The following is a 19,692-nucleotide window of genomic DNA, read 5'->3' as shown; positions in this document are numbered from 1 at the left end:
TGGCCGTTCCCGTGAGATCGAATGGCTTCTTGAGGTACTTCAGTTCACGAAGGGCAGCTTTCGGTCACGCGCCTCGGACAGCATAGACACAGTGATCTTGCGCACTTCGAGCTTGCTCTGCGTGATGTGCGCGCGCAGCAGCATAGCGGCTTCGCCATGTCTGCCGCGATCGATGTAATTCAGCATGGTCGAGTGTTCTTCGTAAGTCGCGCTGGTGCGGTGTGCCTTCAGAAAGTCCAGCCGCCGCATGATCCTGATCCGCTCCGTCACTTCGTCGTGCACGCGCAGGATTTCCGCGTTGCCCGTCGCGCTTACAATGCCGCGATGAAAATTCTCGTCCATGTTGAACATGGCGACGGGATCGCTTTCGCGCGCTTCGGGCGAGACGCACCACACTTCCTTCAGTGCATCGATATGAGGATAAGGCGGCGGCGTATTACCGAGCTTGTCGAGCGAGGCGACTTCGAGAACGATACGCAAGTCATACAACTGGTCTAGCTGGTCGAAGTTGATGTCCGACACTTTCCAGCCGCGCCGGAAACCAACTTCGAGATAACCTTCGCGCAGCAGGCGGAACAGCGCGTCGCGCATGGGTGTGCGCGACACGCCGTAATGTTGCGCGATGTCGGTCTCCGAAAAGCGATCGCCCGGGAATAGCCGGAAATTGAAGATGTCCTGCTTGAGAAGCTGGTACACCTGTTCCGCTAGCGGGTTGGCGCTCTGGACAGTCCGCGTGAGCGTCGCGTCCGGTGCCTCGAATGCGAGCGCTGCGGTTCCGCGAGTTTTAAGCGAGCCGATGCCGTGTCTCCATCATGATGCAACGATTATCGCCCTTTTACGGCGCGTCGATGAGGCTGACATGCGCCGCCACGATGATCCATCCGTTGAACGCGGACGATGCGTCGCCCAGCCGCGCCCACGTTTGCATCTGGCGACCGAGCAAGGGCGTGACGTCGCTCGTGAATTCGGTGCTCACGGTCGCGAGATCGTCCCCGAAAGCCGTCACCACCGTGCCATGCAGCCGTCGCGATGGCGGCACCGGCGCGGCCGCTTCACGCCACGCGCGAATCGCTTCGCCGCCGTGCTGAACTTCGGCTATACCGTAACGCACCGTCTCGGGCGCATTCCAGAAGAGCATGTTCATGGTCTCGACATCGTTATCGACGAGCGCACGTTCGTATGCGACGAACGCGGCGCTTACTTCCGCAACCACCTCGGCGCGATTCACCGCAAGCGTCATGCTCGGTTCTCCGTTAAGTCGGCGAGCGTCGCGGTCCAGCCCACGATGCCGCCTTGCGAACGAATCATGTCGATGGTCGCGTCCTTGAACGCGGGAATGTAGCTCGCGGTCGCGTCTTCGATAAGAAGACATTCATAGCCGCGGTCATTGGCCTCGCGCATGCTGGTCTGTACGCAGACTTCGGTCGTCACGCCCGCGAACACGAGATGCGTGACCGAACGCTCTGCGAGTTCTTCGGCGAGGCGCGTCGCGTAGAAGGCGCCCTTGCCCGGCTTGTCGATGACGAGCTCGCCTTCGACGGGCGCGAGTGCATCGATGATCGCGTTGCCCGGCTCGCCGCGCACGAGGATGCGTCCCATCGGTCCTTCATCGCCGATACGTGCCTGCGGCGCTCCGCGCAAGCGCTTCGCGGGCGGGCAATCCGACAGATCGGCGGCATGCGATTCGCGCGTATGCACCACAGACCAGCCTTGTTCGCGCGCATGTTCAATAAGACGCTGCACCGTCGGCACGATGGACGACAGCAGCGACACGTCGTTGCCCAACGCTTCCCCGAAGCCACCGGGCTCGATGAAATCGCGTTGCATGTCGATGACGACGAGCGCGGTCGTGTTCGCATCGAACGTGTAAGGGGACGGCTTTGCGCCGTTCAAGGTCGGCATGTGGTCAGCCCTTGTAATGGCGTGCGGGTGCGGGAAAACCGCACGATTGACCGTCCGTTATTTTCACTTCGTCTTCCCACGGCAGATGATATTCGCCGCGCACCATGTCCTGCATGAACGTGTAGGGACAATCGCGCGCACCGCCTTTCACGGCGACATAACCGCGATGCCCGAACTGGTAGATGTTGTTTTCCACGCCCCAATGCACGCGCGCTTCGCGAACGAGGTCCGGGCGCATTTCGCAAGTGATGATCTCATCCGGCCGATGACTGCCCTCGACCATGATGGTGCCGTCGAAGTCGCAGAACATGCCTTCGCCCATGGAATCGAACGAACCATCCGTACCGCAGAGACAAACGCTTGCCGTTTGCGCGAGGTTCTGAAATGCGTTCGATTGATTCGTGATGCGCCATGCGTGGCGAATGGGCGCGGTGTAGCCCGCCGTGCGCAGAATGATTTCAGCGCCCTTATACGCGGCCTCGCGCGCCATCTCTGGAAACATGCCGTCATGGCAGATGATCAGGGAAAGCTTCGCGCCGTTCGGTCCGATGCAAACCGGCACGCCTACATTGCCCGGTTCCCACGGTTCAACCGGAACCCACGGATGCAGCTTGCGGTAATAGAGCTTGATCTCGCCTTGTTCGTCGATAACGATACCGCTGTTATAAGGATTGCCTCCGCGATTGCGCTCCATGATCGAAAAGCAGCCCCATATGCGATGTTCGATGCACGCGTCCTTGAAAGCCCGCACTTCTGGACCATCGAGATCGCACATGATGTCGTCGTCGATACGCATCGAGAGGCCGTGCAGCGCGTATTCGGGGAACACGACGAGGTCCATCGCCGGATTGTTGCGCCGCGCCTTGCCAACCATCTCGACGATACGCCGCGTCTGCGCCGCGAGATCCGCGGGCGTCGCAACGTCGGGATTCTGCAATTGCACGAGACCTATCACCATTCCTTGCGGCGATTTGTTGAGACCGCCCAGTCCGCTCGAACTCATTCGTTACGCTCCTTGTTGTTCACGCATGCGCGGTGACGGGTTCGGCCACACCGCTATCCGTGCTGTCACCGTGACCGGCCATGTGCCGCCCCAGCGTGACGCGATCCGCGGTGCTCGCGGCGCTTTCGTGCACGAGCCGCCCTTCGGCGATCACCGCGATGCGATCCGCGAGTTCCAGCAGTTCATCGAGGTCTTCGCTCACGAGCAGCACGGCGGCGCCCGTGTCGCGCGCGGCGAGAATGCGCGCATGGATATCCGCGACCGATGCGAAGTCCAGCCCGAACACAGGATTCGCGACGATCAGCACATCCACCGCTTGCCCCAGTTCACGTGCCAGCACCGCGCGTTGCACATTGCCGCCCGACAACGTGCCGATGGCGCGCGCAGGCAAGGGCGGGCGCACGTTGAAGTCGGCAATCAAGCGTTCCGCGCGTTCACGCATAGCACGGCGGTCCAGACGCCAGCCGCCTTGCTTCATCGGCGCGCGATCGAAATCGCGCAGCGCAAGATTCTCCGCGATACTCATGCCCGCCACGCATGCATTGCGCAGCGGCTCTTCGGGTAACGCAAAAACCCGCAGACGGGTCATCTCGTCGCGTGTCGCCGTGTAGGGTTCGCCATGCATGCGCATCTCGCCTGCATGCACACGGCGCTGGCCGACGAGCGCTTCGATCAGTTCCTTCTGTCCATTGCCCGACACGCCTGCAATGCCGAGTATCTCGCCCGACTTCACCGCAAGCGACACTTCACGCACGGCCATATGTCCGCGATCATCCACGACGCATAGGCCGGACAACGCGAGACGCACGGGTGCATCGACAGCGAGCGGCTTGCGCGGTGGACGCTCGACATCCGTTGCGGCATGAGGCGCGTCGCCGCCCATCATCATCGCGGCAAGGCTGTCGCGATTCGTGTCCGCCACTCGGCTCGTTCCGACGAGTTTGCCTTTGCGCAGCACGGTGACGTCATCGGCATAAGACATCACCTCACGGAACTTGTGCGTGATCATGAGGACCGTCAACGCGCCGCTCGAAGCAAGATCGCGCATCAACCCCAGCACTTCGTCGGCTTCTTGCGGCGTGAGCACCGAAGTGGGTTCGTCGAGAATCAAGAAGCGTTGCTGCAAATAGAGTTGCTTGAGTATCTCCAGCTTCTGCTTTTCACCAGCGGCAAGACTCGCGACGGGCGTATCGAGCGCAAGACGAAACGGCATGCCGCGCATGAAGGCATCGAGCGCGGCGCGTTCCTTCGGCCAGTCGATCTTCCACGACAACCGGCCCCGCGCGAGCAGTAGATTCTCTTCAACGGAAAGCCCCGCTGCCAGCGTGAAATGCTGATACACCATGCCGATGCCAAGCGCCTGCGCGTCGCGGGGCGAAGCGATCTTCACTTGACGGCTATCCGCGATGATCTCGCCTTGATCGAGCACGCCGTATCCCACGAGTCCCTTCACGAGCGTGCTCTTGCCCGCGCCGTTCTCGCCGAGCAGCGCATGTACGGTGCCGGGTCGCACTTTTAGCGTGACATCGTCGAGCGCGGTAAACGCGCCAAAACGCTTGGTCGCACCGACCACTTCGACTCCCAGAGCTTGGCGAGCGGGCGTCATGGCGTTAGCGTCCGAGCGTGGCGAGCATCGACGCCGAGTCCGATACCGTGCCGAACACGCCGCCCTGCATGAGCACCATGTTGAGCGCGGCGTCGTGATTGCTCTTGTCGGTGGCGCCGCAGCAATCGGCGAGCAGCGTGCATTCGAAGCCGCGGTCGTTGGCCTCGCGCATCGTCGTATGCACGCACACGTCGGTGGTGATGCCCGTGAGCACGAGATTCACGATGCCGCGCGTGCGCAGGATGAGTTCGAGATCGGTGGCGCAGAACGAGCCCTTGCCCGGCTTGTCGATGACGATTTCGCCCGCCACTGGCGCGAGTTCTTCGATGATTTCCCAGCCCGGTTCGCCGCGCACGAGGATCTTGCCGCAAGGACCGTCGTCGCCGATACCCACGCCACCCGTGCCTACTTGCCGGCTGCGCCAGCGCTTGTTGGCAGGCAGATCCGACAAATCCGGCCGATGCCCCTCTCGCGTATGAATGATCGTGAAGCCCTGTTCGCGCATGAGCTTGAGCACGTTCCTAATCGGCTCGATAGGCGCGCGCGTGAGCGACAGGTCGTAGCCCATCTTGTCGACATAGCCGCCGATGCCGCAGAAGTCCGTCTGCATGTCGATGATGATGAGCGCGGTGTTATCGGCGCGCAGGTTGCCGTCGTAGGGCCACGGATAGGGACGAGCCTCGATGAAGCGGGTCATGAGCGTTTCTCCGGAAGATGACATCAGCGTGTGAGGCTCAGTTCGCCGGGCGCGCCGGCAAGGGTTCGGTCGGGACGGCAGTTGATGACCATGATCGCGAGCGTGAGGACATAGGGCGCTGCGTTGTAGAGGTAATAGCCGCTCGTCACGCCTATGGCCTGCAACGCGGGACCGAGCGCGCCTGCCGCGCCGAAGATGAGCGCGGCCCACAGGCAGCGCAGCGGCTGCCAGCGCGCGAAGATCACGAGCGCGACGGCCATGAGACCCTGGCCGCTCGACAGGCCTTCGTTCCAGCTGCCGGGATAGACGAGCGACAGATACGCGCCGCCCACGCCCGCCAGCAAGCCGCCAACGGCCGTGGCAACGATACGCACACGCGTGATCGGATAGCCCATGGCGCGCGCACTTTCCGCGTTCTCGCCGACGAGCCGCAGGGCCATGCCCCAGCGCGTATGACGCAAGCCCCATTGCAACGCGAACGCGAGCACCACACCGATCACGAAGAGCGGATTGATATGCAGCGCGTTATGCAATTGCGCGGATGCGCTCCAGCCGCCGAGATCGATGGAAGGCAGCATCGGCGCTTGCGGTTCGATGAAGGGCTTGCCGAGATAGAACGCGAGGCCGGTGCCCGCAAGCATCAACGCAATGCCGAACGCGATATCCGACACGCGCGGCAACGAGCAGACGAGACCATGCAGGCAACCGAGCACGAAGCCCGTGGCCGCTGCCGCAAGCACGCCGATCCACGGCGAGCCCGACAGATAAGCCGCCGCGTAGCCCGTCATTGCGCCGGAGACGAGAATGCCTTCGAGCCCGAGATTGACGCGCCCGCCCTTCTCGGTCAGACATTCGCCGATACTCACGAAAAGATAAGGCGTGCTCACGCGAATGGCGCCCGCGAACAGCGAGAGCAACAGCACGACAGCGGGCGATTGAGCATCAGGCATGAGTCCCCTCCAGTCGAACCGTGGAACGCGCGAGCGCCGCTGCCTGCAACTTCACGCGCCACGCGGTAATCCTGCCGCCGAGCGCTTCCCACGCGAGCAGGTTGGCGAACAACAGACCTTGTAGAACGAGCGTGGTGGCATCGGGCAGGCCGAGGCGCCGTTGCAGCAAACTACCGCTTGCTTCAATCCCGCCGACGAGCACCGCGCACAGGATGATCGCGAGCGGATTCTGACGCGCGGCGAAGGCCACGAGAATGCCCGCATAGCCATAACCCGCGAGCAGCGACGCATTCGCGCTGCCCTGCACGGCCGCGACTTCGAACATGCCCGCGAGTCCCGCCGCCGCGCCGCCGAGCATGCAAGCCGTGAGCGCGAGCCTCGTCACCGGCAAGCCGACCAGACGCGCCGCGTGATGATTGCCGCCTGCCACACGCATCGCGAAGCCCTTGGTGCTCTGGCGCACGAAGACCCACGCGGCCACACATGCCAGCGCGCCCCATAGCAGGCCCCAGTGGACGTCGAGGCCCGGCAGCGAGCCGATCATCAAGGCATCGGGAACGGGAGGCGTGGAGGGCTTGTTGAGGCTTGCCGGATCGCGCAACGGGCCTTCGACGAGATGCTTGAAGAGCGCGATGGCGATATACGACATCAGAAGGCTGCTGATGGTCTCGTTGACGCCGCGCCATTGCCGCATCGCGCCGATGGCACCGATCCAGAGCGCGCCCGCGAGCATGCCGGCGACCGCCATCAGCGGCGTGGCGACGAACCACGGCAACGATGCGGGAACGATGGACGGCACGATGGCCGCGCCGAGACCGCCGAGCGCCAGCGCGCCTTCGCCACCAATCACGATCAAACCGACTTGAGCCGGCAACGCGACACACAGCGCGGTCAGCATGAGCGGCGCCGCGCGCAGCAACGTGCTCTGCCATGCAAACGACGAACCGAATGCGCCTTGCACGATGAGCCCGAGCGCATCCAGCGCAGGCTGTCCCTGCACCAGCAGAAAGAGCGAGAACAGCACCAGCGTGCCGACGAGCGCGCACAACGTGGGCAGCGCGGGCAAGACGCCGAGCAGGAGCCGTGGACCGAGCGCGCCTGAATTCGAACCGATCACAGTGGACATCCGCGGCTCCTATCGATTGCAGATAATCAGATTTGCCCCACCACACCCGCCACGAGATAGTTCATGCTCTCGAGCGCGATGTCCGTCTGCGGATGACTCGTGCCCGCCGCGATTGCCATGCCGCCCTTGTTGTCCTTCATCGGCCCCTTGAAGATGGCGTAGTCGCCCGCGACCATCTTTGTCTTGATGGCATCTGCGTTGGTCTTCGCATTGGCCGTGACCTTCGCGCCGTATGGCGACATCTTCACGAAGCCTTCCTTGAGGCCGCCGCGCAGAATGTTGGGCTGCGGCTTGCCGCTTTGCGCATCCGTGACGAGTTCCTTATAAGGCGTCGCCCAGTCCCATTCCGCGCCCGTGAGATAACCATTCGGCGCGAGCGCGGCCTGGCTCGCGTGATAACCGCAACTCATCGCACCGCGCTTCTCCGCTGTTTCGATGACGACCTTGGGACCATCGACGTGACACGTAAGCACATCGCAGCCTTGATCGATGAGACTGTTGGTCGCTTCGGCTTCCTTGACGGGCATCGACCAGTCGCCGGTGAAGATCACGTTCGTCGTGATGGCCGGATCGACCGATTGCGCGCCCAGCGTGAACGCATTGATGTTGCGCAGCACCTGCGGAATGGGCTTGGCCGCGACGAAGCCGAGCTTCTTGCTCTTGCTCATATGACCCGCGACGACGCCGTTCAGATACTGACATTCGTCGATATAACCGAAGTAGCTCGCGATATTCGAAGGGTTGCCTTGCTTCCACAATCCGCCGCAATGCGCGAAGCGCACCTTCGGATACTTCGCGGCCATCTTCAGGACGTGAGGATCGAAATAACCGAACGAGGTCGCGAAGATGAGCGTGGCGCCGTCCTGCTCGATCATCGCTTCCATGGTCTTTTGCACGGCCACGGTTTCGGGCACGTTCTCTTCCTCGACCACTTTCACGTTGGGTAGCTTCTTGATGACTGCGGCGGCTTGCGCCTGCGCCTGGTTGTAGCCATAGTCGCCGCGCGCGCCGACGTAGATCACGCCGACCGTGAGATTGCTCGCGCCAAACGCCAGATCGAACGGCAATGCACTGCCGAGCGCGAGCGCGCCCGCGCCCTTGATGAACTCACGGCGGTTGGTCATGGTCTCAATTCCTGTGTGGTTGGGTCGTTGGAGGTATGACTGTCGAGCCAGGCGCGCCAGCCGCAAAAACGCGTGATGTCGCGCGCGCCGCTTTCGGGAGTGACGGCCAGTGGCTCGCAGATGAAGCCTTTGACGATGCGGCCATCCGCCGTCTCGATGCTGCCAATGCCAAGCGGCGCCGGAATCGCTTCGACGAACGCGCCGAAGGTGCGCACGGGCATGTCCCATATTTCGATGGCAATGGCTTGCCCGGCTTGCCCCGCAGAATTCGCGCGCACGAGGCCCGGCTTCGGCGGCTGCGTGTTCGCAAGCGCGAATAGCTGATAGTTAGCCGAGGTCATCGTCGCTTCGACGAAGCGCGCGCCGGCCTTGCGCATCTGCCATTCGAGCGGCATGCCGCGTAGATGCGCGCCAACCACCGCAAGCTGCACGGTCGGCTCGTTGAACGGCAATGGCTTCGCTGCAACGGCATCTTGCTTCTGCATGCCTTCGAACTGCGCACCGAGCATGGCGAGCCGCTGATCGGCGCCAGCGGGCGCGATCAACGTGATGCCGGCGGGCAAGCCATCGGCGCGCGGGACGCCCGGCACCGCGAGCGCGCACAGATCGAGCAGGTTGACGAAGTTCGTGTAAAGCCCGAGACGGCTATTCACTTCGATAGGGTTCGTGCGCACTTCATCGATGGTCGGATGCGTCGGCGTGGTCGGCACGATCAACACGTCCACGCTTTCGAAGAGCGCTTCGGCGTGGCGCTTCAAGCGTGCGAGTTCATACTGGCCGTTGAAGGCATCGGCGGCGCTGAAGTTGTCGGCCTTGCCGATCACCTTTGCGACCACCGGGTCGATATCGTCGTGATTCGTCTCGAAGAAGTCGCCTAACGCGGCGCGCCGTTCGGCGACCCACGGACCGTCGTAAAGCAGCGCAGTGACTTGCTGCATTGGCGCAAAGGCGAACGTCGACGGCTTGAGCGCGAGCTTTTCGAGTGTCGCGGCGAAGGCATCGGCGGCGGCGGTATCGCCGAAGAATTCCAGCGTGTCGGGAATGGCGACGCGCAAGGCTTGCGGCGCAAGCGGCAAAACCGGCAAGGAAGGAATGCGGCGCGAATAGCCATCGGCTGCGTCGAACGCGGCCATCGTCGAGAGGACGTGCCAGGCGTCGGCTACGTCATGCGCGAAGATCGAGATCGTATCGAGGCTCTTGCATGCGGGCACCACGCCGCGCTTGCTGACGAGACCCAGCGTCGGCTTAAGTCCAACGAGACCGTTAAAGCCTGCTGGCACACGGCCGGAGCCCGCTGTATCGGTTCCAAGCGAGAACGCGACGATCCCCGCCGCGACCGCTACCGCCGAACCCGAGCTCGATCCGCCCGAGATGTATGCGTCGTGATCGACCTGACGTACCGCGCCGAAAGGCGAACGCGTACCGACGAGGCCCGTTGCAAACTGATCGAGATTGGTCTTGCCGATAAGCACCGCGCCCGCATCGAGCAAACGCTGCACGGCGAACGCCGTCTCTTGCGGCATATAGGCGAATGCGGGGCACGCGGCGGTCGTGGTCAAGCCTGCCACGTCGATGTTGTCTTTCACCGCGAAGGGCACGCCGAGAAGCGGCTTGCGCGCGAAGATCGCGCCGCCCTCTTCGGCGAGTTCATGCGCAAGGCTCGCAGCACGCGCACGAAGGTCGGCATGAGGCACGCGCAGCAGCCAGGCTTCGGGCCGATTGCTTGCATCGAGCCTGCGCAGCACTTCTTCGATCATGCCGATCGGATCAGTGCTGCCTTGCCTATACGATTCGATAAGCTTGTGTACGCCTGAAAGCGGGTCGTGGGACATGAGTTCAATCTTGAATACAAGTTGAACGTCACTTTGCAGCATCTGTGCCAGTCAAGGCCAACACGCTCAAAAGCCTTTATCCATGGGGCTTCGTGCGTGGTGTGGTGTCTCATGCAAGAGGACTGATCACGTCCCAACATGGTTCGCGCAGCGTTCAAGTTGGTGCGCAGCTCCCGCTTGAAGTGCGCGAAAGACTTCAGTCGAACCCGCCTTCTGGCACGCCCTTCATGGACATGAACAGCATCCGCAACTCGCTGCCGATGCCATGAAAATGGCAGAGAAACGTGTTCTGGTCAGCGTAATACCAAGGCGTATTCAGTTCACGGAAACTGACCAATTCGGTCGATTCCCGCGCTGGCAAGACACCATTCGCTTCGAGCTCGAACATGAAGTGCGCCTGATCGCCATGATTGGAAAAGGTCCAGCTTAGATCGTCCAGCCCGCGAATACGGTCGAGCGTGCCCTGCAGCACGCGCGCGTTGACGTCGGTATTGCGAAAGCCCATGACGCCGGAGTTGAAAGGCCATCCGGCGATATCCGCGCTCAGCACGCGCTCGCGTCCGTCCATGAAGTCTTCGAGCTTGACGGTGCGACTGGTCGCGAGAATATCGGCATCGATCCAGAAGACCCAGTCGTGATGCGGCAAGTACTTGCTGAGCAGAAATGGCTTGGCCCAGTTGCCACACGCTTCGCGAGCGAAGTCAGCCGGCACCTCGCGATGCATGTACAAGGTGTAGCCGTGCTGTTCGCAGTAATCGCGCAGGCTCGCTTCGCCAAAACATGCGTAATTCGCTATGTTCGGTGTGTACAGCATGACCACGGCGATACGCTGGCCTGGCTGATAGATCGACAGCGCTTCAGACGACACCCCTTCGGGCGGCGCTATTTCGAAGAACCGCTGTGCGCTAGCGTGACACGCGTTCACATGCCGAGCGAGCGTCGTTCCCCAGCGCGGCCCGTACTTGCTATAAAGGCGCGGGGTGAAGACAAGCGACAACGCCACGATCGGGGAAGCGTTCAACTCGGGAAACTGAGTCGAACACGCCGAGACGATCGGGAATCTTTCGTTGACGCTACCGGCTTCGCTCTGTACGGGCAGCGCTTCGAGCAACTGATCTTCCGTGACGAACTGGCCATAGTCGTAATACGCCCGAGCCTTCGCGGCCATGCTCCTTGCAATGACGCGATTGCCTTCGGTATTTCTCAGCACCACTATCTCGCTGTTGATGCCGAAATGGCCTGTCGTCACGAGCGCATCGCGTCCGGCCATCATCGATTCGAAATCGTCGAAGCGCAGGAAGAGCGCGTTCTCGGTAGCGAAGATCAAGAGCTCGTTATCGGCTGCGCGGACCATGAGATCGCATAGCAACTGATATTTATAAACGATCCTCAGTTCAAGCGATGCAGCCCCCGCCGCGACCGGCTCGAAGCGGTGACGAGCACCCGCGCGACGGCAATATTCCGCGTGATTGACGAGCGATTCGTGAGCGTTGCGATCGAAGAAACAACTGACCAGCGTGACCATGATTGCTAAACCAGCGTAAATGAAAATGAAGGCATGAGCATAGCCAACCGTCGGGTCGAAATTGCAAATTATTGAGCGAGCCGCGTGCTTCAAATAAAGTGTAGGACGCGTGCGAATACATGCCCTCCTTTCATGCGCCATAAATCACTAGCCGCGGCGACGCATGCACGGTTATCCTCGCAGAACGACCTCGGCTGAACGCTCAGGAGAACGCTCGCCATGCCCGATACCATCGACGTTCTTATCGCCGGCGCGGGACCTGTCGGTCTCCTCCTTGCAACCGAACTGCGCCGCGACGGCATCGACGCGCGAGTGATCGACGCGCGCGCCAACCGCGCGTTCTTCGTAAAGGCGCTGGGCGTGACCGCGCGCACGCTCGAAGTCTTCGACGATCTGGGCATCGCGCGTGAAGCCATCGATGCGGGTGTCTGGCTCACTGGCGCCGATACTTATAAAGACGGCACGCTAGCTTTCAGCGTCGAAGTGCCGCGCGAGGGCCTGCCTTATGGCGCACTCTCTCTCGCGCAATATGAAACCGAGCGCATTCTGGAAGCGGCATTCGCGCGTATGGGCGGACACGTGCACTACGGGACAACCCTCATCGATTTCGACGATACCGGCGACAGCGTCCTCGCTCGCATGCAAGACGCCGACGGCACCATGCGTGAAATCCGCTGCCGGTGGCTGGTCGGTTGCGACGGCGCACGCAGCACCGTGCGGCATCATCTGAACGTACCGTTCGAAGGCGGGCAGTATCCGCAGACGTTCATGCTCGCCGATCTCGATGTCGACTGGCACGTTCAGCGCGGACCGATGCTGCGTTTCAACCTGTCCGCAGTGGAAGGCGTTCGTGGTGCGACGACGATTGCCGCGCTGCCGGTGCGCGGTTCGGCCCGCCGTTATCGCCTCTCCATGATCCTAGGAGACGACGATGCCGCGCGCCTCGTCAATGAAACCGCGCCCGCGTTCGCCGACGTAGAACGCATCATGCTGCCGTTACTTCCACCGGGAACGAGGCTTTCGTCGATGCGGTGGTCGTCCGTGTACCGCGTGAGTCATCGCATTGCGCAAAAGTACACGAGCGGACGCGTGTTCCTTGCGGGCGATGCCGCGCACATTCATCCGCCCGTCGGTGGCCAGGGCATGAATACAGGCTTGCAGGATGCGCACAATCTCGCGTGGAAACTCGCGCTCGTGGCGCGCGGTATCGCGAACGAAACACTGTTGTCGAGCTACGAAGCCGAACGTCGGCCGGTCGGACTGGATGTGGTCGAAGCAACGAGCCGCGCCTTGAACACCGTGCTCGTGCATGGCGAAGTGCGGCCCGCGATGCGCGAAACACAGTTGCTCGTCGGATATCGCGGCAGTGCAATCGTGGCGGATGCAAACGACGAGATCAGCGCGCAGATTGCGCCCGGCTTTCCCGCGCCTGGGGATCGCGTACCGGAATGCGGCGGGCTCGCTGAAGCGTTCGTCGGGCATGCCGTGCGGCTGCGCGACCATATCGGTCGCGGGCGACATACGCTCATCGGGTATCTGGATCACGACATGAACGGCGACTCACGCGAATCGTTCGACGCAGCGTTTCAAACGTGGCGCGACATGCTGGGTGACGCAGGCAATGCGGTGCTGATTACGGCGGGAAAATCGCCTGAATGCAGCGAGACGTACGCCGTTCTCGCAGATGCGGCGGGTGAATTCGCGGCTTTTTTCGGCGCGCGCAGCGGCATGATCTGGGCCCTGCGTCCGGATGGTCATATCGGCTTCAGACGCGCTAGCGCGACGACGCTTGAATCATGGCTCACCACAATGCTCGGAAGCCCGCAGCGCGCGTGAATTCGCCGCCGCAAACGTTTTACAATGCCGAGGACAGCTTCCAAAGGCACCGCGTCGAGCCATCGACTCAATGCAAGAACATTCGGTAAAGCGTCATCTGGGCAAAAGCCGCTTATAGCCGCTATGCTGCCAATGCAAACAATGCGCATTTAACTCCACCTGATGACTACTACTTCGATCAAAAGACGATCTCGCAAGTTGGCTGCCTGGACGATTGCCGGCGCTGCCCTTGCGGGCACGGTCACAAGCGCACAAGCTCAGGAATTCTCGGTGCTCGCTGGGCCGCTCAAGAGCAGCAGCCAGAACAGCTATTCATGGGAAGCGAACTATCGGGAAGGCCTTGGACGCTATGCGGCCTGGAGTTTTTCGTGGCTCAACGAAGGCCACATTCCCGATCATCATCGCGATGGTCAGGCCGTGCAATTGTGGGGCCGCTTGCCGCTTTGGAATAACCGGCTCGAACTTTCCGCGGGCGCCGGTCCCTACCGTTACTTCGATACGAGCCAAGCGGAAGCCGGCAGCGGCTATTCGAATTCGCACGGTTGGGGCGGCATGTTCACGTTGCGCGCCGCGTACTACTTCGATAACCGGTGGATCGCGGAGATGAAGCTCAACCGCGTGCAGGCGTTCGGCGGTCCGGACACGACCGCGCTTCTGTTCGGTATCGGCTACCAGCTCGACGCGCCGGATGGTCGCGGTCCGCGCGCCTACGCGCCGTCGCGCAGCACGAACGTTACCAGCAACGAAGTTACGGTCATGCTCGGGCGCACGATCCTCAACAGTCTGGACTCGGAATCGAATCTCTCGGAGAGCGTTGAGTACAGGCGCGGACTGTGGCATTACGTCGACTTCACCGCGTCGTATCTTCACGAAGGCGGTCACGTGCAGTCGCGTCGCGATGGCATTGCGGCACAGCTTTGGGCCACGCGCGCATTCTTCAACGACAGGCTCACGCTCGGCGTGGGCGCGGGTCCTTATTTGTCGATCACGCAGAACGACGATTTGCCGCAAAACCGCACGGGCGATGGCCGTTTCGCGGGAGTGGTGTCGGCATCGGCGAGTTATCGCTTTACCGACCGATGGCTTGCGCGTCTGACATGGAATCGCATGGTCACGCGTTATGACCGCGATTCGGACATCATCGAAGCGGGTATTGGCATGCGCTTCTGACATGGCGCAAACGCAAGCCGGGCGGGTCCGGCGATTGCGGCGCACCTGCCGTCATTCGCAAGTGGACCTGTCCCCATGCCTGAAATGCGCTCCCGTGTTCTCCTGGTCTCACCACATCTCGACGACGCCGTCTTCGGTTGCGGCGCCCTGCTCGCTGCATCCAACGAGACTATCGTCTGCAATGTCTTCACAGGCAGCCCCGAAGAAGATTTGACGACGGACTGGGACCAGCATTGCGGTTTTAGTAGCGCTCACGAAGCGATGCGCTCACGCATCGACGAGGACGAGCGGGCGCTCGGATTGCTAAGCGCGCGTTCAGTCAATCTCGGCTTTCTCGATTCGCAATATGTGCCGCATGCGCCGGAGTCGGCAAAACCGACGCGCGCGGCGATTCGCGATGCACTGCTGCATGTGGTGCGCGAATATCGCCCTGATCTTCTGCTGATTCCATTCGGCCTGTTCCATTCGGACCATGCGCTCACGCACTTTGCCGCTTGCGATGCATGGCTCGAATATCCCGCGCTCGCCTGCATCGGCTATGAGGAAGGGTTATATCGGCGAATGCGCGGTCTGGTGCAGCGGCGTCTCGTCGATCTGCACGGCATCGGTATCGATGCAACGCCTTATGAAGCCGCCACGACGAATCCTGCGGATGCCGAACGCGCGCATGCAGCCAAGAAAAACGCCGTGCAGGCTTATAAGAGCCAACTGAAGGCCTTCGGCCCCGGCGGCTATGACGACGTTTTTCTTCCTGAGCGCTACTGGACGCTCGAACGTAGCGAGGATGGCCGATGAGCGCGCACGACGTCTCGTCCGTACGCCTTAGCGTTGTCGTCCTTACCTATAATCGTGCCGATGTCGTACTGCGCACGATCGCAAAACTTGCCGCCCTGCCCGATCCCGTTCGTATCGTGGTGGTCGACAATGCCTCCTCCGATAATACGGCCCGCCGTATTGCAGAAAAATTTCCCTCGGTCGATCTCGTGATTGCGTCCAAAAACATGGGCGCGGCTGGACGCAATCTCGGCGTGGCGCGTGTGCGGACCGAATACGTTGCCTTCTGCGATGACGACACCTGGTGGCAAGCCGGCTCGCTCTCACGCGCAGTACAGATGCTCGATGCGTCGCCTCGCGTGGCCGTTTTAAGCGCCCGCGTGGTCGTCGGGGATGCCGAATCGACGGACGAAACCTGCGAGCGCATGCGCGTGAGTCCGCTGGGGTCGCATGGGCTGCCGGGGCCCGCGCTGATCGGCTTCATGGCGGGTGCGAGCGTATTCCGCACAAGCGTCTACCGCGAAATGGGCGGATATGAGCCGAAGCTTTTCATTGGCGGCGAAGAGTCGCTTCTAGCACTCGATATTCTGAGCAGCGGCCATGCGCTCGTCTATGCCGATGAGCTCGTGCTGCATCACCATCCATCAGAAATACGCGACAGTGCGCTGCGCAGGCGTCTGCTTGCGCGGAATGAGGCATGGGTCGCATGGTTGCGCCTGCCGCTTGCCGAAGCGCTACGTTCAAGTCTGAATGCCTTCTTCATCATGCGACGTGAACGCACGCTCTTACGCGACTCGCTTGCAATGTTGCGCGGTTTGCCGTGGGCGTTGTCGAAACGGCGCGTGGTTGCACGCAGTGTCCTGCTGATGCGCGCAGTCGTCCGCGATGACGACCGGCGCCGCTCATCCACTGCCAGCGCGATATAGAAGCGCACCAGCACGGATTCGGCCGTGTGCGAACCCAAAACGAAATTGCTTTCGTCCGACAACGAACAAACGATTCTGCGTATTTCCATTTCAGTGGCACAACGAATGCTCTAACTCCACGACTCCGAAGGACTCGCACGATCAAGCGCGACGAGCCTACTTTGGACCATCGTGATGGGGACGGGCACAGTGAAGATCGCACTAATCAGTGAACACGCTTCTCCACTCGCAGTGGCGGGCGGCGTCGATAGCGGCGGACAAAACATCTATGTCGCGCACGTAGCGCGGCAACTTGCACGCAGCGGTCATGAAGTCGATGTGTTCACGCGTCGCGATCGTTCTTTACTTCCGCTTGTCTCGCGCTTCGAAGGAATTCGCGTAATCAATGTTCCGGCAGGGCCGCCCGTGCAATTGCCCAAGGAGCAATTACTTCCGTTCATGGACGAATTCGCGCGCTTCATGATCGGGTTCTTCGAGGAAGAGGAAACGCCCTATCACGTGGTCCATGCAAACTTCTTCATGTCGGGACTCGTCGGCATGCGAATCAAGGCTGCGCTCGGCACGCCGCTCGTCACCACGTTCCACGCGCTCGGTCGCGTGCGACGCATTCATCAAGGCGCAGGCGATGGCTTTCCCGACGAGCGCTTCGACATAGAAGATGCGCTCGTTCGCGAGTCGGATTCCGTTATCGCCGAATGTCCGCAAGATGCTGCCGATCTCATCGCGCTCTATCAGGCGGAGCGGCAGCGGATCGACCTCGTGCCATGCGGCTTCGACAGCGCGGAGTTTCATCCGATCAACAAGCATGAAGCGCGCGAGCGGCTCGGCTGGCCGCAGGACAAGTTCATTGCATTGCAACTCGGGCGCATGGTGCCGCGCAAGGGGATCGATAATGTGGTGCGCGGGATTGGCGTGTGCAATCGCGAGTTGAACGAAGACGCGCATCTCTACGTGATCGGCGGCAACTCGGATGAGGCCAACGAAATCGCGACACCGGAAATCGGCAGACTACGCGGAATAGCCCGCGAATGCGGCGTGGAAGACCGCGTCAATTTTCTCGGACGTCATGGACGCCAGCGTTTGAAGGAGTTTTATAACGCGGCGGATGTCTTCGTCACGACGCCCTGGTACGAGCCCTTCGGCATTACCCCGCTCGAGGCCATGGCCTGTGGCACGCCTGTAATCGGCGCGGATGTGGGCGGCATTCGCTACTCGGTCGCTCATCAAGAGACTGGCCTGCTCGTTCCGCCGAAAGACCCGCATGCACTGGCGGCCGCGCTTGCCATGCTCAAGCGCGATCCCGCGCTCGCCGAAAGCATGGGCGCGGCGGGGTTGGAACGTGCGCGCTCGATGTTCACATGGACCGGCGTCGCGCAAGCGCTCGAACGCGTCTATGCGCGCGTGGCGGAAGTGGAATTTTCGAACACCGTGCTCGATGAGCGCAGTGCTTACGGTGGCGCTTCCGCATGAAGCCGACACTCCTTCGCCCTGCCGTGTTTCTGGATAAGGACGGCACCTTGCTCGACGACGTGCCTTACAACGTCGACCCGCTGGAGATGCGTCTTGCACCTGGCGCCGTTAATGCGCTCGCGCTCTTCGCACGCATGGACGTACCGGTCGTCGTTATCAGCAATCAAAGCGGCGTGGCGCTTGGCAAGTTCGATGAAGCGGCGCTCGTCGATGTCGAACGCACGCTGCATGAACTTGCGGCGCGCGCAGGCGCGCGACTCGCTGGCGTGTACTTCTGCCCGCATCATCCACAAGGAACGGTGGCGAAATACCGGAAAATATGCGAATGCCGCAAGCCAGCGCCCGGCATGATCGAACGCGCGGCGCGTGACCTCGGTCTTGATCTTGCACGTAGCTGGTTCGTCGGAGACATACTCGACGATGTCGAAGCGGGTCATCGTGCAGGTTGCCGCGCCGTGCTTATCGACAATGGCAACGAGACGTTATGGCAGCGTGGCCCACTGCGCGAGCCCGACGCCATTGCGAAAGACATGCACGAAGCAGCGCGCGTGATTGAAGCGGCATGGCATGGGGAGCTTGCAGCGTGAAGCGCGAGCGAATCCCTGTCGTAGCCATCGCGCCTCACGCGCGCGCACCGGAGTCGCGTCCGCAAGGCGTCTGGGGCGAGAACGTCAAGCGCATCCTCTGCGTACGTACCGACAATCTTGGCGACGTGCTGATGACGACGCCTGCTCTGCACGCTCTCAAACATGCGTATCCCGGACGGCATCTGAGCTTGCTTGCTTCGCGTTCGGGTGCGATGGCCGCGCGCTTCGTCGAAGATATCGATGACGTGATCGAGTATGACGCGCCGTGGGTCAAGCATGACACGCCCATCGACGCGAGTCGCGATCTTGCAATGCTCGAACGCATTCGAACGCTCGGCTTCGATGCCGCCGTGATCTTCACGGTCTATAGCCAGAATCCCTTGCCTGCCGCAATGTTTTGTCATCTTGCGGATATCCCTCGAAGGTTGGCGCATTGCCGCGAGAATCCCTACGGTTTGCTCACCGACTGGGTCGCCGAAACTGAACCGCAGAACGGCACACGTCACGAGGTCGAGCGTCAGCTTGCGTTGGTCGCTCAGGTAGGCGCACGCGCCGATGACAGACGCATGCGCTTCACGGTTCGCGACGGCGATGAGGCATCGCTTGCGCAGAAGCTCGATGCGCGCGGTATCGATCTTCATGGGCCTTTTTTCATGATGCATCCAGGTGCAACGGCAGCATCGCGTCGTTATCCGCCGGACCGCTTCGCGGAGGTCGCGCAAGCGCTCAACGCGCGCACGGGCTGGCCAGTCGTCGTCACGGGCTCGGCAAGCGAAGCGGAATTGTGTCGCGAGGTAAGCGGCGGTCACGGCGGCATCAGCGACCTGTCGGGCGCGCTCGACCTCGGCGAACTGGCCGCTCTCGTGAAGCACGCACGCGTCCTTGTTTCAAACAATAGCGGTCCCGTTCATATTGCCTCTGCGCTCGGCACGCCTGTAGTCGATCTCTATGCACTCACCAATCCGCAACATACGCCATGGCAGACGCCGCATAGCGTGCTCAATCACGATGTGCCGTGCCGGTGGTGCTATCGCAGCATCTGTCCCGAAGGACATCATTTGTGCCTCCTCGGCGTGAGCGTAGATGAAGTAATCGACGCTGTCATGTTGCTTTGCGATGCCCGCGCAGACGCTGCCGCCCCTCTCTCGATCCATCCATAAGGTT

General features: G+C 61.6%; 18 protein-coding genes. 7 read left to right on the top strand and 11 right to left on the bottom strand.

Annotated features, from left to right (window positions below):
• Positions 1–39: 39 nt before the first annotated feature.
• From QCE79_RS29215 to QCE79_RS29165, 11 genes are all read right to left on the bottom strand, one after another.
• Complete coding sequence (locus tag QCE79_RS29215; RefSeq protein ID WP_250493385.1) at positions 40–696, bottom strand: GntR family transcriptional regulator; 657 nt, start codon at positions 694–696, stop codon at positions 40–42.
• 139 nt (positions 697–835) lie between these two features.
• A complete protein-coding gene (hpxZ, locus tag QCE79_RS29210) occupies positions 836–1,240 on the bottom strand; it encodes an oxalurate catabolism protein HpxZ (protein ID WP_244828195.1) in 405 nt (134 codons plus the stop codon).
• Complete coding sequence (locus QCE79_RS29205; protein ID WP_309849884.1) at positions 1,237–1,902, bottom strand: cysteine hydrolase; 666 nt, start codon at positions 1,900–1,902, stop codon at positions 1,237–1,239. The genes hpxZ and QCE79_RS29205 overlap by 4 nt, the downstream gene beginning before the upstream one ends.
• 4 nt (positions 1,903–1,906) lie before the next feature.
• Entirely contained in the window at positions 1,907–2,905 is a 999-nt protein-coding gene (locus QCE79_RS29200) for a formamidase (RefSeq protein WP_250493384.1), read from the bottom strand.
• Positions 2,906–2,924: 19 nt separating this feature from the next.
• A complete protein-coding gene (locus tag QCE79_RS29195) occupies positions 2,925–4,511 on the bottom strand; it encodes an ABC transporter ATP-binding protein (protein ID WP_309849880.1) in 1,587 nt (528 codons plus the stop codon).
• A 4-nt stretch (positions 4,512–4,515) separates the two neighbouring features.
• A complete protein-coding gene (locus QCE79_RS29190) occupies positions 4,516–5,208 on the bottom strand; it encodes a cysteine hydrolase family protein (protein ID WP_250466971.1) in 693 nt (230 codons plus the stop codon).
• A gap of 23 nt (positions 5,209–5,231) precedes the next feature.
• Positions 5,232–6,158 carry an ABC transporter permease gene (locus QCE79_RS29185; RefSeq protein WP_309849878.1) on the bottom strand — a complete coding sequence of 309 codons (927 nt, stop codon included), beginning with the start codon at positions 6,156–6,158 and terminating at the stop codon, positions 5,232–5,234.
• The gene (locus QCE79_RS29180; protein ID WP_244828204.1) at positions 6,151–7,284 is read right to left on the bottom strand and encodes an ABC transporter permease; all 1,134 of its coding nucleotides are present in this window, start codon (positions 7,282–7,284) and stop codon (positions 6,151–6,153) included. The genes QCE79_RS29185 and QCE79_RS29180 overlap by 8 nt, the downstream gene beginning before the upstream one ends.
• A gap of 26 nt (positions 7,285–7,310) precedes the next feature.
• Complete coding sequence (locus QCE79_RS29175) at positions 7,311–8,408, bottom strand: BMP family ABC transporter substrate-binding protein (protein ID WP_309849873.1); 1,098 nt, start codon at positions 8,406–8,408, stop codon at positions 7,311–7,313.
• Positions 8,405–10,240 (bottom strand): allophanate hydrolase, encoded by a 1,836-nt coding sequence (gene atzF, locus QCE79_RS29170; protein WP_309849870.1) that lies wholly within the window; start codon positions 10,238–10,240, stop codon positions 8,405–8,407. Before atzF ends, QCE79_RS29175 begins: the two co-directional genes overlap by 4 nt.
• Positions 10,241–10,436: 196 nt before the next feature.
• Positions 10,437–11,765 carry a hypothetical protein gene (locus tag QCE79_RS29165; protein WP_309849867.1) on the bottom strand — a complete coding sequence of 443 codons (1,329 nt, stop codon included), beginning with the start codon at positions 11,763–11,765 and terminating at the stop codon, positions 10,437–10,439.
• A gap of 219 nt (positions 11,766–11,984) precedes the next feature.
• Between QCE79_RS29165 and QCE79_RS29160 the strand changes: the two genes are divergently transcribed.
• From QCE79_RS29160 to waaF, 7 genes are all read left to right on the top strand, one after another.
• A complete protein-coding gene (locus tag QCE79_RS29160; RefSeq protein ID WP_309849864.1) occupies positions 11,985–13,601 on the top strand; it encodes an FAD-dependent monooxygenase in 1,617 nt (538 codons plus the stop codon).
• A 162-nt stretch (positions 13,602–13,763) separates the two neighbouring features.
• Complete coding sequence (locus tag QCE79_RS29155; protein ID WP_250510030.1) at positions 13,764–14,771, top strand: hypothetical protein; 1,008 nt, start codon at positions 13,764–13,766, stop codon at positions 14,769–14,771.
• A 75-nt stretch (positions 14,772–14,846) separates the two neighbouring features.
• Positions 14,847–15,566, top strand: coding sequence for a PIG-L family deacetylase (locus QCE79_RS29150; RefSeq protein ID WP_309849861.1), 720 nt, complete (start codon positions 14,847–14,849; stop codon positions 15,564–15,566).
• Positions 15,563–16,471: a glycosyltransferase gene (locus tag QCE79_RS29145; RefSeq protein ID WP_309849858.1), complete on the top strand. Its 909-nt coding sequence runs from the start codon at positions 15,563–15,565 to the stop codon at positions 16,469–16,471. The genes QCE79_RS29150 and QCE79_RS29145 overlap by 4 nt, the downstream gene beginning before the upstream one ends.
• Positions 16,472–16,660: 189 nt before the next feature.
• A complete protein-coding gene (locus tag QCE79_RS29140) occupies positions 16,661–17,941 on the top strand; it encodes a glycosyltransferase family 1 protein (protein ID WP_309849855.1) in 1,281 nt (426 codons plus the stop codon).
• A complete protein-coding gene (locus QCE79_RS29135) occupies positions 17,938–18,528 on the top strand; it encodes an HAD-IIIA family hydrolase (RefSeq protein ID WP_309849853.1) in 591 nt (196 codons plus the stop codon). Before QCE79_RS29140 ends, QCE79_RS29135 begins: the two co-directional genes overlap by 4 nt.
• The gene (gene waaF, locus QCE79_RS29130; RefSeq protein ID WP_404989430.1) at positions 18,504–19,688 is read left to right on the top strand and encodes a lipopolysaccharide heptosyltransferase II; all 1,185 of its coding nucleotides are present in this window, start codon (positions 18,504–18,506) and stop codon (positions 19,686–19,688) included. Before QCE79_RS29135 ends, waaF begins: the two co-directional genes overlap by 25 nt.
• The last annotated feature ends 4 nt before the right edge of the window (positions 19,689–19,692 follow it).

The sequence above is a fragment of the Caballeronia sp. LZ003 genome (assembly GCF_031451465.1).
In the GTDB taxonomy this organism is placed as follows: domain Bacteria; phylum Pseudomonadota; class Gammaproteobacteria; order Burkholderiales; family Burkholderiaceae; genus Caballeronia.
The sequence above is the reverse complement of the archived record's forward strand: the minus strand, read 5'-3'. Positions and strand labels throughout refer to the sequence as shown.

Coding starts and splice junctions, on each gene's coding strand:
- hpxZ (WP_244828195.1), bottom strand. CDS start 1,240: ATGACGCTTGCGGTGAATCGCGCCGAGGTGGTTGCGGAAGTAAGCGCC.
- QCE79_RS29205 (WP_309849884.1), bottom strand. CDS start 1,902: ATGCCGACCTTGAACGGCGCAAAGCCGTCCCCTTACACGTTCGATGCG.
- QCE79_RS29200 (WP_250493384.1), bottom strand. CDS start 2,905: ATGAGTTCGAGCGGACTGGGCGGTCTCAACAAATCGCCGCAAGGAATG.
- QCE79_RS29195 (WP_309849880.1), bottom strand. CDS start 4,511: ATGACGCCCGCTCGCCAAGCTCTGGGAGTCGAAGTGGTCGGTGCGACC.
- QCE79_RS29190 (WP_250466971.1), bottom strand. CDS start 5,208: ATGACCCGCTTCATCGAGGCTCGTCCCTATCCGTGGCCCTACGACGGC.
- QCE79_RS29185 (WP_309849878.1), bottom strand. CDS start 6,158: ATGCCTGATGCTCAATCGCCCGCTGTCGTGCTGTTGCTCTCGCTGTTC.
- QCE79_RS29180 (WP_244828204.1), bottom strand. CDS start 7,284: ATGTCCACTGTGATCGGTTCGAATTCAGGCGCGCTCGGTCCACGGCTC.
- QCE79_RS29175 (WP_309849873.1), bottom strand. CDS start 8,408: ATGACCAACCGCCGTGAGTTCATCAAGGGCGCGGGCGCGCTCGCGCTC.
- atzF (WP_309849870.1), bottom strand. CDS start 10,240: ATGTCCCACGACCCGCTTTCAGGCGTACACAAGCTTATCGAATCGTAT.
- QCE79_RS29165 (WP_309849867.1), bottom strand. CDS start 11,765: ATGGTCACGCTGGTCAGTTGTTTCTTCGATCGCAACGCTCACGAATCG.
- QCE79_RS29160 (WP_309849864.1), top strand. CDS start 11,985: ATGCCCGATACCATCGACGTTCTTATCGCCGGCGCGGGACCTGTCGGT.
- QCE79_RS29155 (WP_250510030.1), top strand. CDS start 13,764: ATGACTACTACTTCGATCAAAAGACGATCTCGCAAGTTGGCTGCCTGG.
- QCE79_RS29150 (WP_309849861.1), top strand. CDS start 14,847: ATGCCTGAAATGCGCTCCCGTGTTCTCCTGGTCTCACCACATCTCGAC.
- QCE79_RS29145 (WP_309849858.1), top strand. CDS start 15,563: ATGAGCGCGCACGACGTCTCGTCCGTACGCCTTAGCGTTGTCGTCCTT.
- QCE79_RS29135 (WP_309849853.1), top strand. CDS start 17,938: ATGAAGCCGACACTCCTTCGCCCTGCCGTGTTTCTGGATAAGGACGGC.
- waaF (WP_404989430.1), top strand. CDS start 18,504: ATGGCATGGGGAGCTTGCAGCGTGAAGCGCGAGCGAATCCCTGTCGTA.